Below are 16,075 nucleotides of genomic sequence, written 5' to 3'. Positions count from 1 at the left end.
TTTTTATTGTGTTAAAATAAGTGCATTTTAAAAAACTGAAATGTACATATATTACATCTATGCTTCACTTACTGTGCCCTTAATTTAACCAAAACAGTTATAGTTATTGATGTCATTTATAAATTTATAACTGATTACAAGAGACGATAATCATCTCTATAACCAATAAATAAAATAACTTGAATCTATTTTCCAGTAATACTGATACTAAGTAAATAGCAAAAAAAAGGGAGTGATTTACATCACTCCCTTTTTTATATAATTGTATTTTCAATTAATCATTAATCGTCCAAGATATGTAATACATAGAACCTATTAATCCAGATCCTGGTGCAACAGCATATTCTTTTTTGGTTAAATTAGTTCCACCAACTTTAATTCTTGATTTTAAAGAAGGAATTCTATAATTAATTTGTGCATCTAATACTGTTCTACTATCAACATTTCCACTTAAGAAACCAGACTGCCATAAAAATTCATTTTGCCACCTAGCATTTACATTAAATCCAAAATTATTAAATAAATTTTCATTTCCAAACATCACCTTTACTTGATGCTCTGGTGTATTAAACCCTGGTTCGAATTCTACATCTTCTTCTTGGTCGAAAACTAGCTTACTTAAAGTATAATTGGCTCCAAAGTTAAATGTTCTAAATAATTTTGTATTTAATCCAATACCAATACCATATGATTGAACATCTGCTGTTGTATTAGAGTTTAAGGCAAATTCTGTCGCATCGACTGGACTACCAAGAGGACCTGTAAGAATAGTGTTTCCATAATTAGGAACAATTACATTCTTAGTCGCCACAAAATTTTCATATTGATTATAATAACCATTTACGTCTAACTCTAAAATATTAGTATCTGTTATATTTACTAAACTTCTATAACCTAATTCGTAAGATGATACTCTTTCTGGCTTAATAGCCGTAGGTGTTACACTTACATAAGCCCCATTATCTAATACAAATGCTTTTTCAAATACTTGCGCTCCTGTAATAGTATTTGTTGTACCATCATTGTTTAATACTTGCGCAGAAAAACGTTCGATATTATCTAAAGATGTACCTAAAAGAAATTTATTAGGACCAGATCTCAATCCGAAATACTGCTCTATTGTACTAGGTGTTCTAAATCCTGTTTGGTATGAAATTCTTAGTATTTTATTTTCTTTAATTGAGTAGTTTAATGCTACCCTTGGAGAAAAATCCCCTTCAAAATTAGATGATTTATCATAACGAACAGAACCTGTGAACTTTAAACGTTCATCTAAAAACTTCTTTTGTATCTGTGAATAAACACCATACATATCAAATTCAATAGGGCTATTCTCATCAGTAAATAAAGTACCTTGAGAGTTAATATTAAATTTACGGTATGAACCACCAATTTGTATTTCACCCCATTTAATTAAATCTCTAAAATTATAATTTGCGTCTGCATGGTAAAAACTTGTTTCATCTTTAACACCTGCTCCACCCTGTGATATAGGTGTTGTAACAGCTTCATCTAATGCTTGATTAAAAGCTGCGGTTCCTGGCTGTAACCTATTTCTATCTGCAAAAGCTCTTGCTGATGCATCATTACCAGGAGTTACTCCTGGAACACCTCCTGCAAAAGCAGTTCCATATTCACCGAACCAAGTTCTATTATCATTATATTTAGAGTTTAAAGCAAGACCTAAAAATCGAACATCATGTGTTCTGTCTCCTCCATCATTACCATTAAAATATCCACGGACAAAAAAGTTTTTACCCAATACTTCTAATTTGTGTTGCTCTACATAATAATCTTCTTGCGAAAATCTGTTTGCAGCCTGATACAAGTTATTTCCTTTTGAAAAACGAGAGTTATAAACTATTTCTAGCTTATCATTACCCATTGGTCTAAAATGTAATGATCCGTCAAATTTTAATCCGTAACCATCGTAATCGTATAAATCAGTTTCAGCATATCCTGTCCTACTTACTTTTCCAATACCAGGAAAAGTAAAAGTAGCTTCATCTCCATAAAAATTTACACCGTCATAATCGGGAGTATTATTTCTATTTCCTGCAATAATCTCACCTCCAACACCTGTTGTATTAGAATCATCATTTGCATGCCATTCTTCAGCTTTATAAACTGTTAAATTAACTTTTGCTGCGAAATAATCACTAAATTTATGAGCCATTCTAATACCTACATCATAAAACTGATCAGATCCTGATTGCTCTTGTTCAATAAAACCTGTTTTAAAATACGTACTAATTCCATCATATTTAAAAGGGTTTTTACTTCTCATTAATAAGATACCATTAAATGCATTTGCACCATATAAGGCAGAAGAAGCTCCTGGTAATATCTCAACATCTTTTACATCTAACTCAGATAAACCAACTATGTTACCTGCAGAGAAGTTAAGTGCTGGTATTGATGTTTCAACACCATCTACTAACTGTACAAATCTTGTATTATCAAAACTAGAAAAACCACGTGAGTTTACAGATTTAAATCCATAACTTGCTTCTCTAGAGGTTATCCCTTTTAAGTTAGTTACACCATCATAAAAAGAAATTGAAGTTCCTTTTTTAATATCATTAATACCTAATCTTTCAATAGTTACTGGCGATTCAATAACTCGTTCAGGAGATCTAGAGGCAGAAATTACAACTTCATCTAGACTTGTATTTTCTTTTAATATAATATTTATCTCTTGATCTTTAGAAGTTACTTCTATAACCTCTGTTTTATACCCAAAAGCTGATACTTGAATTGAAAAAGGAAAATTTGACTTTACAGACAAGGTGAAATTTCCGTCAATATCAGAAGTAGTTTTACCTTGTAAAGAATTTATTAAAGCACTAGGAAAAGGCTCTAAGTACTCATCATAAACTTTTCCTGTTATTGCAACTTGTGCTGATAATGCAATACTGCAAGTAACAAAAAAAACTAATAGTAGTTTTTTAAGCATATTATTTGGTTTTAATTGATTGTTCTTATTTGTAAAAATTACTCTTCTAAAGCAAAAGCTATAGGAAAGCCATACTTAACCGAGGTTCTACCTCCGTCTTTCTTTGCAGGAGTAAATTGAGGCAATTTAGAAACTACTCTAACCGCTTCTCTATTTAAAATTTCTCCGTTCTTTGGCCCTAAAGTTTTTATGTTCTTAACTTCCCCGTTCTTATCGATCACAAAACGAACCCATACTTCTCCTTGAATAGATTCCTTAATTGCATCACTAGGGTATCTAAAATGCTTAGATATATGATTCACCATTTGTTCATTAAAACAATCTACTTGCTCTCCTTTTTTCACATTTTTACAAGAGTTAAATAAAGGAATTTTATCGACTGTACTAAATTTAGATGCTTTTCTTAATTCCTCTGCAGACATCTTATTTTTAATATCTTCGATATTATTTTTCAACGATTCTACGGGCTTTACAACAGCTATTTGCTCTGTTGTTTTCTCAATTTCAGCAACGCTTAAAGTTCCAAGACCAGCTGCTTTTTGTTTTTTAATAGGTTCTCTTTTTTTAAGGTACCTTCTGCTTGCAGATACCTTTACTGTAATCTGTCTTGATTTTTTATTTTTCTTGTCTTTTTCTTTAATAGTACACTTAGTTATACTAATACTATTTAAATCTAATTCTGCTTCATCAGGAGTTTCACAAACCTCTTGCTGAGACATAATGCTAATAGGGAAAGCACATACCAATATTAATAATAATAATTTCTTCATCACTTTGGGGTATTACAATCTAAATCAAACACTTACAAGAAACATACTTGCAAGCTGAATTAGCCCACAAATATATTTATTTTTTTATAAAAAAATGTTAAAATGTAAAAAACAGGAAAAAACCCTATATATTTTATAGGCTATTATTATTTTAATCTAACGTAAAGTTTATAGGGAATTTATAGGAAACAGGTATTTTACGCCCTTTATGCTCTCCAGGTATAAAATTTGGCAATAATAACACTATTCTCTTTGCTTCTTTCTTTAATAGACCACTATTGTCAGCTCCCTTAACTTCAACTTTACTTACTATCCCATTTGCATTAATAATAAAACTAACCTCAAGATTACCTTCTATCTCTTTTTCTAACGCCTTTTTAGGATAAATAAAATTATCTATTAAGTGCTTTTGCATTTGATAATTAAAACAATCAACCTTATTTAAATCACTTTCTTTACAAGATATAAATAAAGGTATTGTTTCAACAACATCAAATGATACTTCTTCTACTATTGGTTCTTTAATTAAAACCGCTAATAATTTATCATCTACTTTATTTACAGCCGTTATATTTACAACTGCTTTTGATTTTAAGTTACTTGCAGAATACACCGTTTGATTTAGATACACTCGCTTTTTTAAATACCTCCTACTTGACATTTGAATGTCTTTAGTAGTTTTTACTTTCGGTTTATTTTCCGATATCTCACATTTATTGTTATCAAGAGCATTAACATCAATTAACATCTTCTCCTCAACGACGCACAATTCTTGTGAGAAAAGTTGCTGCACACATAAATTAAATAACGCTATTATAATTAATTTTTTCATTACAATTCTTTTTAAGAACCAGAGATAATAATCCTATATTTTAAAAAACAGCATATTATCAAACTGAATTAATTTAAAATATTAGATAAGAATATGTAATTGAAACTTTACTTTGAATGGTATTGTCGATAAAAAAATTTGACAACCCGAAGTGGTTGGAGTTATTATTTTTCATTTTCTGGGGGGGATAAAATGTTAAAATATTATTGTAAATTTTCGCTGAGCGAATATAAATATAAGCAAAAAAGAATAAGAACACAAAATTCTTATTCTTTTTTCATTCAAAATACAGTTTTAATTTACCCTAAATCATCCTGATACAAGAAATTATTATAAGGAAAACGTTGAATATGTATCTTTTTTACCTCTTCATAAACTTTATCTTTAAAGTCTTCTAAATTATCTTTATTCAAGGCAGATATAAAAAGACTTTCTTGACCAAGGTCATTCATCCATGTCTTTTTCCAATCGTCAAGCGTATAATGAATTTTTGATTTCTCAGTAATTAAATCATCCTCTGCAATAGTTTCATGCGTATAAGCATCAATCTTATTAAAAACCATAAGAGTAGGTTTATTTGCACTACCTATTTCATCTAAAATTTTATTTACTGATGCTATATGATCTTCAAAATTAGGATGACAAATATCTACCACATGTAATAATAAATCTGATTCACGAACCTCGTCTAAAGTAGATTTAAAAGATTCTACTAATTGCGTTGGTAATTTTCTAATGAATCCAACAGTATCTGTCATTAAAAAAGGAATATTTTTTATAACAACCTTTCTTACTGTCGTATCAAGAGTTGCAAATAGTTTATTTTCTGCAAAAACATCACTTTTACTAATTACATTCATTAAGGTTGATTTACCAACATTGGTATACCCAACTAATGATACACGTACCATTTTACCTCTGTTTTTTCTCTGAACTGCCATTTGCCTATCAATGGTAGCCAATTTTTTCTTTAACAAAGTAATCTTCTCTCTAATGATACGACGGTCTGTTTCAATTTCTGTTTCTCCAGGTCCACGCATACCAATTCCACCCTTTTGCTTATCAAGGTGTGTCCAAAGTCGTGTTAATCTTGGTAATAAATATTGGCATTGCGCCAGCTCTACCTGTGCTTTTGCAGAACTTGTTTGGGCTCTTCCTGCAAAAATATCAAGAATTAAATTTGTTCTATCTAATACTTTACAATCTAATTCGTTTTCTATATTTCTTAGCTGTGCAGGTGATAATTCATCATCGAAAATTGCTGTACCAATACCATGAGATTCTATATATGCTCTAACCTCTTCTAATTTACCTGTTCCTAAGAAGGTTTTAGGATTAGGTTTTTCCATTTTTTGCACAAAGCGCTTTACAGCAACTCCTCCTGCTGTTAAAGTTAAAAATTCTAACTCGTCTAAATATTCGTCAGACTGTTTTTCGTTTTGATGCTGGGTTATAATACCAATTAAAACCGCTTTTTCTGATATTGCTTCACGTGTTTCTACCATAGAATGCAAAAGTACAAATTTATCAACTTAAGAAATCTAAATTATCAATCTTACTTTTCTTTTTAATTATGGGGGTACATCTTTCTTAAACGATGAGTTTTTTATGAACCAAAATCTATTTCTAGTTGATGGATATAATGTGCTAAAATTAATCACGATCAATCTTTCAATATATTACTTGTTTATTTTATCATCCAAGCTTTAAAACTATAAATAAGGCATAAAAAAAACACTCGCCTTTCTTAAAGCGAGTGTTTTTCTTCAAAACTATGTTTTAATTAATGGTTAATTGCATAACCTGCACCTTTACCAAATTCGGCTAGTTGCTCTAAAATGTTTCTGAAAAAGTTTTGAATCCCCTTAAATAATTGTTTTTTCATAATTGTAGTTTTTAATTTCCCCACTACAAATATACATACTTAAACAACTAACAAAAACATAAACAGCTAACAATGTGTGAATTACATTAAATCATGTATAATTGGTTATGTATATCGTCTTTTTCTACAGAAATTAAAAATTATCCAACACAAAAAAAACATAAAAACCTTGCTAACAAACAATTACCCATTAAATATAAGGATAAAATTAAGGTTTTATGGTAGTGTTTAAATTTTAATAAAGTCGTTAAACGCTATATAATAAGGTTTATCTTTAAACACAGGTAAATCAATACTTTCTGAATTTGCAATACCAATACCCGCAAACCACACTTTTGCGTTTTGCTTTTTTGCATGTTCTTTAAATGTTTCCATCCATAAAACATCATATTCTTCTGGTGATTGAATATTATTTGTGGTTTTTACTAAAACGAAAATGGTAGGCTCACCTTTTTTAAATAAAACAAACTGCGGATGTTTTTTAAGTTCGCTATTAATAGCTACAAACTCATAACCCATTTCTTGTAGTTTTTTACCTACAATATTCATCCCTAAATTATGAAGTTCTTGCTTTGTAAGTGCCTGCATTATTTTCTCTTGCGTCGTAGGTTAAAGTTTTTATCTCCCTTTGTTTTGGGTTTCTTATATTTTTTAGCAATCTCCCTACGATAAGAACCTCCTTGGTTGGTTTTGCTGTTTTTTTCACTCTTTTCATGAAAAGCAGGACCAGGTACATACTCTAAAGAAGTTCTGTTTTTATTGCGTTCTCCTTCTTCTTTCGGCCTCTCTTCTTCTGTTAATTGCTTAGTGATTTCAACTTGTTCAGGAATTTCAGCTTTCGGGATTTCATAATTCATTAATTCCTCTATTCTAGCCTTTGCTTCTTGTTCCTTTTCGGTTGAAAAAAGAATTGTTTTACCTTCATGCTCTGCACGACCAGTACGACCAATTCTGTGCATATAATTTTCAGGAAAATGTGGTGTATTAAAGTTAATTACGTGTGTAACTTCTTCTAAATCTAATCCACGAGCAATAACATCGGTAGCTATTAAAATTCGTTTTTCACCTTTATTAAACTGCTCAATAGAACGCATACGATAGTTTTGCGTTTTATTAGAGTGAATTACACATGTCTCTGAAGGGAATTCTTCTTTCACACATTCAAATAACCTGTCAGCGTTTCTTTTATTCGGCGCAAAAACTAGCACTTTACTAAATTCTTGTTTACTACGCAGTAATTCACTTAATAAATTAACCTTTGTATAAAAGTTTGGTACATCGTAACTAATTTGTTGAATATTATCTAGTGGTGTTCCACTTACTGCTATAAAAATTTTCTTAGGTGCTGTAAAGAAGTCATCAATCAATGCTTCAACATCTTCTGTCATTGTTGCAGAAAACATGATGTTTTGACGGCGTTCTGGCAATAAATCAAAAATATTTAATAGTTGAAATCTAAATCCTAAATCTAGCATTACATCAACTTCATCAATCACTAACTTCTGAATTGACCTAAGTTTTAACATATTACTAACCGCTAAATCATACAAACGTCCTGGAGTAGCTACAATAATATCTGCACCTTGGGCAACGGCTTCTTTGTGTCTGCTTAAAGGAATACCTCCAAACACACCAACCGTATGTATGCTCATAAATTCTGTAAGCTTTTCAATTTCACTAACAACTTGCACTACTAATTCACGTGTTGGTACAACAACTAAAACTCTAGGGTGCACTTGCTTCGAAAATTTTAAATCGCGAAGTATCGGTAACATATAGGCAAACGTTTTACCTGTACCTGTTTGTGCAATACCTACAACGTCTTTACCCGATCGTATAATCGGAAAAGCTTCTTCTTGAATTGGTGTTGGGTTAACAAAACCTAATTCTTCAATTGAATTTCGTAATGGATTTGATAAATCTAAATCTTGAAAAGTAATCATTTACAGTAATTTGCCGCAAAGGTACGCTTTCTATACTCAAATACCATAAGTATATTACTTTGCCTGAATCTGTAACAGAAAGTCTTACTGTTATACAAGAATTAAGACAGTGATAATAGTTACAAAAGCAAAAAACCGATACATTTCTGTATCGGTTTTTTATATATTATAAAATAATCTATTTATTATTGAAAAGATTACTTCGTCATACTTCCTCGTAATGACATTCAGTTCTTATCCTCCAAAGTCATCAAAACGGATATTCTCGTCTGCAAGACCAAAATCTTCTCCCATTTTCTGAACTGCATTGTTCATTAATGGTGGACCACAGAAATACAATTCTAAGTCTTCTGGTGCTTCATGGTGATTTAAGTAGTTTTCTATTACACAATTGTGAATAAACCCTACAAACCCGTCTCCATCTTCATCACTAATGTCTTTTTTAACTTTCCAATTATCAGCCTCTGTTGGGTCAGATAATGCGATATAAAACTTAAAGTTTGGAAAATCTTTTTCTAATGCTCTAAAGTGTTCTATATAGAATAATTCAGCCTTAGAACGACCACCGTACCAATATGTTACTGTTCTTCCTGTTTTTAATGTTCTGAATAAATGATATAAATGTGAACGCATTGGCGCCATACCTGCTCCACCACCTACATATAACATTTCTGCTTCAGATTCATTAATAAAGAATTCACCATAAGGTCCAGAAATAGTACACTTATCACCCTTCTTTAAGTTAAAAATATAAGAAGAGGCAACTCCTGGATTTACATCCATCCATCCACCTTTTACTCTATCGAATGGTGGTGTTGCAATACGTACATTTAACATAATTTCTCTCCCTTCGGCAGGATAAGAAGCCATAGAATATGCTCTTTCTACAGTTTCAGAGTTTTTCATTACCAATGGTCTTAAACCAAATTTATCCCATTCAGCTTCAAACTTATCTGGTGTATCATGCTCTTCTGGGTGCGCAGTTATATCCATATCTGAATACTTTACTTCACAGTTTGGAATTTCAATTTGAATATACCCACCTGCTTTATAGCCCATATCTTCTGGAATTTCAACTACAAATTCCTTAATAAATGTTGCTACGTTATAGTTTCTTACAACTACTGCTTCCCATTTCTTAATTCCGAAAATTTCTTCTGGAATAGAAATATCCATGTCTTGTTTTACTTTTACCTGACAAGATAAACGTACTCCTGATGCTAACTCTTTACGAGTAAAGTGTGGTGTTTCTGTTGGTAAAGCTTCCCCACCACCAGAGTTTACATGACATTCACACTGCACACAAGATCCACCTCCACCACAAGCTGATGGTAAGAAAATCTTTTCATTTCCTAAAGTAGATAACAATGTACCTCCTGAAGCAACTTCAATTGTTTTATCTCCGTTAATTGTAATTTTTACGGGTCCTGATGGTGCTAGTTTTTGTTTTACAAATAATAACAATCCTACTAAAATTAATAAGATTATTAAAAAAGATATAACTGTTACAGCTACTGTACCTCCTGTACTTACTTCTAAAAATACCATTATTCTATAATTTTTTTAGGGTTATCAGCTAATTTTTCAGCTTCTTCTTTTTGTGCTACTTCCTTTACAGCTTCGTTCTCATTTATATTAGAAGTTACTACTGATGTTTTAGGAGCTTCTTCTTTCTTTACTTCATCATCGCCACCTGTTAACATACCTCCAAAGCTCATAAACCCTATTGCCATTAAACCTGTAATGATAAAAGTAATTCCTAATCCTCTTAAAGCTGGTGGTACAGATGAATATCTAATTTTTTCACGAATTGCTGCAATGGCAACAATTGCTAAAAACCATCCAATTCCAGAACCAATACCATAGGTTAATGATAAACCTAAAGTTGGTATTTCACGAGATTGCATAAATAAAGACCCTCCTAAAATTGCACAGTTTACTGCAATTAATGGTAAGAAAATACCTAAAGAGTTATACAATGCTGGTGCAAACTTCTCTACAATTATTTCTACTAATTGTACCATGGTTGCAATCGTTGCAATAAACATGATAAATGATAAGAAACTTAAATCGTAATCTGCATATTCTGCTCCTAACCAAGATAATGCTCCTGGTTGTAGTAAATATTGATCTAATAACCAGTTAACAGGTACTGTTACGGCTAATACAAAAATAACTGCAGCTCCTAAACCTACGGCTGTTGTTACTTTTTTAGATACTGCTAGGTAAGAGCACATTCCTAAGAAGGTTGCAAATACCATGTTATCAATAAATATCGACTTGAAAAATAATTCTATATGTTCCATTTTTCTATATTTTTAATGATTCCTAACAAGGTTAGTCTTCAATTAGTGCTTTGTTTTTACTACGCTGTATCCAAATAATAATACCTACAACAATTAATGCCATTGGTGATAATAACATGAATCCGTTGTTTTCATATCCTAAAGCATACAATCCTGTTAATTCAATTGGATCTCCTAAAACTTTAAACCCTAATAAAGTACCAGAACCTAATAATTCTCTAAAGAAACCTACTGCAATTAAAATAGCTCCGTAACCTAATGAGTTTCCAATTCCATCTAAGAAAGCCCTCCATGGCCCGTTTCCTAAAGCAAAAGCTTCAAAACGTCCCATAATAATACAGTTAGTAATAATTAACCCTACAAAAACGGATAATGTTTTACTCAATTCGTAAGCAAACGCTTTTAATACTTGATCAACAATAATTACTAAAGCAGCAACTACGATTAACTGTACTATAATTCTAATTTTTGATGGAATGATATTTCTCATTAAAGAGATTACTACGTTTCCTATACCTAATACAAATAATACAGAAACTGCCATTACTATAGAAGCTTTAAGCTCTGCTGTAATTGCTAATGCTGAACAGATACCTAATACTTGAATCGTAATTGGGTTGTTATCCAATAACGGATCTGTGATTAATACTGCGTCTTTTTTTGATAAAAGTCCCATATTTATTTCAATGTTTTAAAGTAAGGCACGTATAAACCTAATTCAGATTTAATCATTGCTGCAACACCATCACCTGTAATGGTTGCTCCTGCAATTGCATCTACCTCGTTATCATTTTTATCTTTGTTCTTCGGATCGTTGTTTGATTTAGAAACTGTAATTCCTTTAAAAGAACCATTGTTCATTAAATCTTCTCCAATAAAATCATCCATAAAATAGCGTTGCTTAATATTTGCTCCTAAACCTGGTGTTTCTCCTTTATGATCGAAAAAAGCACCCTGAACTACCATATTTTTATCCATTGCAACATATGCCCAAATAGCATCCCATAATCCTTTACCTCTAATTGGTGCGATATAAAACGCTTTACCGTCTTTTTCACCAACAAATAATGGTAATTTTCTTACTTTCCCTGCCTTTGCTGCTGTTTGTTGCTTTTTTACATCAATTAAATACGCTTCAGCATCTTCAGTAGTTTTATCACCTTCAATAACTAATTGCTTTTTGATGTATTTTGAAAACTCGTCAGCTACTTTGTCTTTAGAAACAAAAACTGCACTGCTTTCATCATTGTCATTTACACCCATAGCATACAAAATGTTTTGTTGCTTTTCGATACGTTTATTTGCATCTATCATTGGGCGAAGCGATGAAGCTGTAAAAGCTAACAACGCTCCTACTACTAATACCATACCAATGGCAAAAAGTAGCGTATATCCATTACTGTCTGTATTTTTACTCATAATTAGGCAGTTTTAACTTTAGCACGTTTTAATCTTCTCTTTACATTTCCTTGAACCACATAATGGTCAATAGTTGGAGCAAAAACGTTCATTAATAAAATAGCTAACATTACTCCTTCTGGATAGGCTGGATTGAATACACGTATCATAATCGAAATAAATCCGATTAAGAAACCGTAAATCCATTTTCCTTTATTGGTTTGTGATGCTGATACAGGATCAGTTGCCATATAAACGGCACCAAATGCAAAACCTCCAATTAGTAAATGCTTCCAAAAATCTAAGCTCATTAATCCGTAAAACTTACTTGTTTCACCAATCCATCCTAAATCAACTACTTGATTAAAAATGAATCCCATTACTAAAGCTCCGATTACTGCAGATAACATAATTCTCCAGCTTCCTATCTTCGCAAAGATTAAGAAAAGCCCTCCTAATAAAATTAATAATGTTGATGTTTCTCCTACTGATCCCGGAATAAATCCGAAGAACATATCAGAAACTGAATGTGTTAATGGTTGTGATTGCGCTAAGCTTCCTAAAACTGTCTCACCAGAAATAGCATCAGCAGTTCCTGCCAATTCTCTTGCGCCTTCTACCCATACTTTATCTCCCGACATCCAAGTTGGATATGCGAAGAATAAAAATGCACGTATAGTTAAAGCTGGGTTTAAGATATTCATCCCTGTACCACCAAACACTTCTTTACCGATAACTACACCGAAAATTACGGCTACAGCTAACATCCATAAAGGTAAATCGATTGGTACAATTAACGGTACTAACATACCTGTTACCAAATACCCCTCTTCTACTTCGTGACCTTTGATTACAGCAAAAATAAATTCTACTACTAATCCTACCACATATGATACAATTACTAATGGTAAAATTTTAACTAAACCTATTAAGAAATTATCCATATTCCAGAAATCTCCACTAAAGAAAGACATTCCTTCTGTAAATCCGTTTACAGCAGCGTTATGTTGATAACCTGCATTGAACATCCCGAAGATTAAACATGGTACTAATGCCATAATAACTATGTTCATTGTACGTTTTAAATCATCGGCCGCCTTTATATGAGTTCCTCCGTGAGTCGTCTCATTAGGTAAATATAAAAAGGTGTGGATTGCGTTAAACGCAGGTGCCATCTTAGTACCTTTATATTTTTCTTTTAAATTATGTAAGTTTTGTTTTAAGCCCATATCTTATCCTAGTTCTTCTCTCATTAAATCTAATCCTTCACGAATTATCTTCTGGTGAGGTTGTTTAGATACACAAATAAATTCTGTTAAAGCGAAATCTTCTGGTGCAACTTCGTAAGCTCCTAATCCTTCCATTTCGTCAAGATCTTTGTACATACTCGCTTTTAATAATTGCATCGGATAGATATCTAACGGAAACACTTCTTCATACGACCCTGTAACCACAAATGCTCTATGCTCACCGTTTGTATTCGTATTTAAGTCGTATTTTTTCTTTGGTGTTAACCAAGAGAACGTAAATGCTCTAGAAGTAGAAACCTTATCAAAAACTGGCTTATTCCATCCAAAAAATTCATAATCATCTCCTTCAGGAATTGCAGTTACTATATTTTCGTAGTATCCTAAATATCCTTCTTCGCCAACCTGCGTTCCACTTAACACATTACCGCTAATTACACGCGCATTATCAGCATCTAAATTTCCTTTTACCAAACCAGCAATACTTGCTCCTGCTATGGCAGTAACGTATTGTGGCTTGTTAAATTTAGCTCCTGCTAAAGCAATTGTACGCTTTGCGTTAAATTTACCTGTTAACAATAATTCACCGATTACCACTAAATCTTGCGGAGTAACTACCCACACAACTTCTCCTTTATTAATAGGATCTATTTGTGCTATTTGAGTACTTACATTACCAATAGGATGCGGGCCAGAAACTTTATGCAATTCAACTCCTTTTAGCTCTTTAAACGGAGATAAATTTGAGTCTTTTGCAACTGAAACATGTACTTTACCTGCTGTTAACTTTGTTAACGCTGTTAAAGCAGCTTGTAACTCAGCTTCTTTACCTTTTAGTGCATAATCATAATCTGCTGCTAAAGGTGCACTTGCGTATGCAGATACAAAAATTGCTTTTGGAGCTTGATTCGGATTTGCAACAACATCGTAAGGACGTTGCTTTACAAATGGCCAACAACCTGAAGCAAATAAGTGATTTTTCACTTCTTCACCAGACATTGCATCAATATCTTTTTTACCAAAATCTTTGTATTGCTGCTGTGCATCAGCAGTGATTTTAAATGCTAAAACTTTTCTTCTGTCTCCACGAACGATCTCTGTAACTTTACCACTTACCGGACTAGGAAATAAAATACGCTCATCACTTTTTGAATAAAAAAGTGCTTCACCTGCTTTTACTTCGGTACCTTCTTTTGCTAAAATTTTTGGAATAACGCCATGAAAATCGCTAGGCTTAATTGCAAATGCGCTACCCAACGAAAGTTCAGTAGTGATTTGCTCTGCGTCGCCAACGAGCTTGATGTCCAAGCCTTTCTTAATACGGATGTCTTTTGACATAGGAACTGATTAAATTGATTTTCTAAAAACAAGCAAATTTACAGATTTTCATTTTTTCGGGTAAGTATTTACATTTTTATCTTTTCGATAGCTCTTTATTTATATCTATTCTAAATAAATATTTGTCTTTGGTCTACATTTTGATACCTTTGCATTTATGATAAAACATCTTGTAATCTTCCTATTCAGTGCGTTATACATAACTGTAAATGCTCAAAATATTAAAACAATTCAACTACAACCTAAGCACAATACAAATCAGTATTCTGCAATTGTAAGATTAGGTGAGGTTTTAAAATTGTCTTTTGATGATTTAGATGCCGATAATAAAGAATACAAGTATAAAATTGAGCATATGACGCATGATTGGAAGCCAAGTAACTTAACATCCAATCAGTATATAAACGGATTTAATGAAAATGAAATCTTTAATATCACAAACTCTTTTAACACCTTACAACCTTACACGCATTACTCGGTTGAAATACCAAATCAGAATACCGTTATTACGAAAAGTGGTAACTATCTACTTTCTGTTTTAAATGATGATTACGAAATAGTATTTTCTAGACGTTGTGTTTTTTATGAAGACATTACTACAGTTGGCGTTGCAGTTTTTAGAAGTAGAGATACCAAACATAACATGCAAAAACAAACAGTTCAATTCTCTGTAAATCATCCAGAATTGGTAATTAACAATCCAAATCAAGAAATTAATATTTCGTTATTTCAAAATCATAATTGGGCAACCGTTATTAACAACATTCAACCTCAATTTATAAAACCTCAACAATTAGTATACAATCACACGCTTAAAACAGATTTTTGGGGAGGAAATGAGTTTTTAAATTTTGATAGCAAACACATACGAAGCACAAGTTTAAACATTGCAAAAACCGAAAGAAAAGACATCTATCATAGTTATTTATATACTGATGAACAAAGAGCTGATAAAATTTACACTTACAATCCTGATATTAACGGACAGTTTGTTGTTAGAACTTTAGAAGCAAATGACGCTAAGACTGAAGCCGATTACTCAATGCTTCATTTTTCTTTAGATGCTTTTGAGCCTTTTTACGACAAACAAGTATTTGTATACGGAGCTTTTAATAACTATAAATTATCAGACGAGAACGAAATGAAATACAATGCTGTTGACGAAAGATATTACACCGAAATTAAATTTAAACAAGGGTTTTACAATTATAGTTATGTTACTTTAGATAAAAATAACACGATTGATTTAAATGAGGTAGACGGCTCTTTTTATCAGACAGAAAATGAATATACTGTAATCGTTTATTATAAACCTTTTGGCGGAATTTACGACAGAGTTATAGGCGTAGGAAACGGTTATTTAAATCAAAACAGGTAATTTAATTTTAAAATAATTGACT

Annotated in this window: 13 protein-coding genes; 1 reads left to right on the top strand and 12 read right to left on the bottom strand. The window is 31.9% G+C overall.

All coding sequences use genetic code 11. The annotated features are described in order from the left end of the window. Positions 1-274 precede the first annotated feature (274 nt). The 12 genes from H0I30_RS12020 to H0I30_RS11965 form a co-directional block, all read right to left on the bottom strand. A complete protein-coding gene (locus H0I30_RS12020) occupies positions 275-2,956 on the bottom strand; it encodes a TonB-dependent receptor domain-containing protein (RefSeq protein ID WP_218772101.1) in 2,682 nt (893 codons plus the stop codon). Positions 2,957-2,994: 38 nt separating this feature from the next. Then, positions 2,995-3,726, bottom strand: a complete 732-nt coding sequence (locus H0I30_RS12015; RefSeq protein WP_218772100.1) for an energy transducer TonB — start codon at positions 3,724-3,726, stop codon at positions 2,995-2,997. 151 nt (positions 3,727-3,877) lie between these two features. After that, entirely contained in the window at positions 3,878-4,558 is a 681-nt protein-coding gene (locus tag H0I30_RS12010) for an energy transducer TonB (RefSeq protein ID WP_218772099.1), read from the bottom strand. Positions 4,559-4,857: 299 nt separating this feature from the next. Continuing rightward, entirely contained in the window at positions 4,858-6,063 is a 1,206-nt protein-coding gene (gene hflX / locus H0I30_RS12005; protein ID WP_218772098.1) for a GTPase HflX, read from the bottom strand. A gap of 608 nt (positions 6,064-6,671) precedes the next feature. Continuing rightward, positions 6,672-7,031, bottom strand: a complete 360-nt coding sequence (locus H0I30_RS12000; RefSeq protein ID WP_218772097.1) for a Na(+)-translocating NADH-quinone reductase subunit F — start codon at positions 7,029-7,031, stop codon at positions 6,672-6,674. Then, positions 7,031-8,386, bottom strand: a complete 1,356-nt coding sequence (locus H0I30_RS11995) for a DEAD/DEAH box helicase (RefSeq protein WP_218772096.1) — start codon at positions 8,384-8,386, stop codon at positions 7,031-7,033. The genes H0I30_RS12000 and H0I30_RS11995 overlap by 1 nt, the downstream gene beginning before the upstream one ends. Positions 8,387-8,620: 234 nt before the next feature. Further along, complete coding sequence (gene nqrF, locus H0I30_RS11990; RefSeq protein WP_218772095.1) at positions 8,621-9,934, bottom strand: NADH:ubiquinone reductase (Na(+)-transporting) subunit F; 1,314 nt, start codon at positions 9,932-9,934, stop codon at positions 8,621-8,623. Further along, positions 9,934-10,692, bottom strand: a complete 759-nt coding sequence (nqrE, locus tag H0I30_RS11985; protein ID WP_218772094.1) for an NADH:ubiquinone reductase (Na(+)-transporting) subunit E — start codon at positions 10,690-10,692, stop codon at positions 9,934-9,936. Before nqrE ends, nqrF begins: the two co-directional genes overlap by 1 nt. Before the next feature lie 31 nt (positions 10,693-10,723). Further along, positions 10,724-11,368: an NADH:ubiquinone reductase (Na(+)-transporting) subunit D gene (locus H0I30_RS11980; RefSeq protein ID WP_218772093.1), complete on the bottom strand. Its 645-nt coding sequence runs from the start codon at positions 11,366-11,368 to the stop codon at positions 10,724-10,726. 2 nt (positions 11,369-11,370) lie between these two features. Then, on the bottom strand, positions 11,371-12,111 hold the full coding sequence (locus H0I30_RS11975) for a Na(+)-translocating NADH-quinone reductase subunit C (RefSeq protein ID WP_218772092.1): 741 nt from the start codon (positions 12,109-12,111) through the stop codon (positions 11,371-11,373). A 2-nt stretch (positions 12,112-12,113) separates the two neighbouring features. Further along, positions 12,114-13,319 (bottom strand): NADH:ubiquinone reductase (Na(+)-transporting) subunit B, encoded by a 1,206-nt coding sequence (locus tag H0I30_RS11970; RefSeq protein ID WP_218772091.1) that lies wholly within the window; start codon positions 13,317-13,319, stop codon positions 12,114-12,116. A gap of 3 nt (positions 13,320-13,322) precedes the next feature. Continuing rightward, complete coding sequence (locus tag H0I30_RS11965) at positions 13,323-14,675, bottom strand: Na(+)-translocating NADH-quinone reductase subunit A (protein WP_218772090.1); 1,353 nt, start codon at positions 14,673-14,675, stop codon at positions 13,323-13,325. Positions 14,676-14,832: 157 nt separating this feature from the next. Between H0I30_RS11965 and H0I30_RS11960 the strand changes: the two genes are divergently transcribed. Further along, entirely contained in the window at positions 14,833-16,053 is a 1,221-nt protein-coding gene (locus H0I30_RS11960; protein WP_218772089.1) for a DUF5103 domain-containing protein, read from the top strand. Positions 16,054-16,075: the final 22 nt, after the last annotated feature.

It is taken from the genome of Tenacibaculum sp. AHE14PA, from assembly GCF_019278465.1.
GTDB classification, from domain to species: Bacteria; Bacteroidota; Bacteroidia; order Flavobacteriales; family Flavobacteriaceae; genus Polaribacter; species Polaribacter bernardetii.
Note: the sequence above shows the minus strand (reverse complement) of the source record. Positions and strands in the feature narration are given on the sequence as shown.

What these genes read in the sequence shown, in the direction of transcription:
- H0I30_RS12020 (WP_218772101.1), bottom strand. Translation starts at nt 2,956, where the DNA reads ATGCTTAAAAAACTACTATTAGTTTTTTTTGTTACTTGCAGTATTGCA.
- H0I30_RS12015 (WP_218772100.1), bottom strand. Translation starts at nt 3,726, where the DNA reads ATGAAGAAATTATTATTATTAATATTGGTATGTGCTTTCCCTATTAGC.
- H0I30_RS12010 (WP_218772099.1), bottom strand. Translation starts at nt 4,558, where the DNA reads ATGAAAAAATTAATTATAATAGCGTTATTTAATTTATGTGTGCAGCAA.
- hflX (WP_218772098.1), bottom strand. Translation starts at nt 6,063, where the DNA reads ATGGTAGAAACACGTGAAGCAATATCAGAAAAAGCGGTTTTAATTGGT.
- H0I30_RS12000 (WP_218772097.1), bottom strand. Translation starts at nt 7,031, where the DNA reads ATGCAGGCACTTACAAAGCAAGAACTTCATAATTTAGGGATGAATATT.
- H0I30_RS11995 (WP_218772096.1), bottom strand. Translation starts at nt 8,386, where the DNA reads ATGATTACTTTTCAAGATTTAGATTTATCAAATCCATTACGAAATTCA.
- nqrF (WP_218772095.1), bottom strand. Translation starts at nt 9,934, where the DNA reads ATGGTATTTTTAGAAGTAAGTACAGGAGGTACAGTAGCTGTAACAGTT.
- nqrE (WP_218772094.1), bottom strand. Translation starts at nt 10,692, where the DNA reads ATGGAACATATAGAATTATTTTTCAAGTCGATATTTATTGATAACATG.
- H0I30_RS11980 (WP_218772093.1), bottom strand. Translation starts at nt 11,368, where the DNA reads ATGGGACTTTTATCAAAAAAAGACGCAGTATTAATCACAGATCCGTTA.
- H0I30_RS11975 (WP_218772092.1), bottom strand. Translation starts at nt 12,111, where the DNA reads ATGAGTAAAAATACAGACAGTAATGGATATACGCTACTTTTTGCCATT.
- H0I30_RS11970 (WP_218772091.1), bottom strand. Translation starts at nt 13,319, where the DNA reads ATGGGCTTAAAACAAAACTTACATAATTTAAAAGAAAAATATAAAGGT.
- H0I30_RS11965 (WP_218772090.1), bottom strand. Translation starts at nt 14,675, where the DNA reads ATGTCAAAAGACATCCGTATTAAGAAAGGCTTGGACATCAAGCTCGTT.
- H0I30_RS11960 (WP_218772089.1), top strand. Translation starts at nt 14,833, where the DNA reads ATGATAAAACATCTTGTAATCTTCCTATTCAGTGCGTTATACATAACT.